At 67.5% G+C, this 647-nt stretch carries 1 protein-coding gene; it reads left to right on the top strand.

The window, feature by feature from the left end:
- A partial coding sequence (gene dnaA / locus G6W55_RS38095; RefSeq protein WP_175525114.1) for a chromosomal replication initiator protein DnaA occupies positions 1 to 647 on the top strand: 647 nt, incomplete at both ends.

Genomic DNA, 647 nt, shown 5'->3' on the forward strand with positions numbered 1-647 from the left:
ATCCGCGACGGCAAGGGCGACAGCTTCCGCAAGCGGTACCGGGAGATGGACATCCTGCTGGTGGACGACATCCAGTTCCTGGCGGACAAGGAGTCGACGCAGGAGGAGTTCTTCCACACCTTCAACACGCTCCACAACGCCAACAAGCAGATCGTGCTGTCCAGCGACCGGCCGCCCAAGCAGCTCGTGACGCTGGAGGACCGGCTGCGGAACCGTTTCGAGTGGGGCCTGATCACCGACGTCCAGCCGCCCGAGCTGGAGACGCGCATCGCGATCCTGCGCAAGAAGGCGGTGCAGGAGCAGCTCAACGCCCCGCCGGAGGTGCTGGAGTTCATCGCCTCCCGGATCTCGCGGAACATCCGCGAGCTGGAGGGCGCGCTGATCCGGGTGACGGCGTTCGCCTCGCTCAACCGGCAGCCGGTGGACCTGGGCCTGACGGAGATCGTCCTGAAGGACCTGATCCCCGGCGGCGAGGACTCGGCGCCCGAGATCACCTCCACGGCCATCATGAGCGCCACCGCCGACTACTTCGGCCTCACCGTCGAGGACCTGTGCGGCACTTCGCGCGGGCGGGCGCTGGTGACGGCCCGGCAGATCGCCATGTACCTCTGCCGGGAGCTGACGGACCTGTCGCTGCCGAAGATCGG

This window comes from Streptomyces sp. CAI-85 (genome assembly GCF_013363615.1).
Taxonomy (GTDB): Bacteria; Actinomycetota; Actinomycetes; order Streptomycetales; family Streptomycetaceae; genus Streptomyces; species Streptomyces antibioticus_B.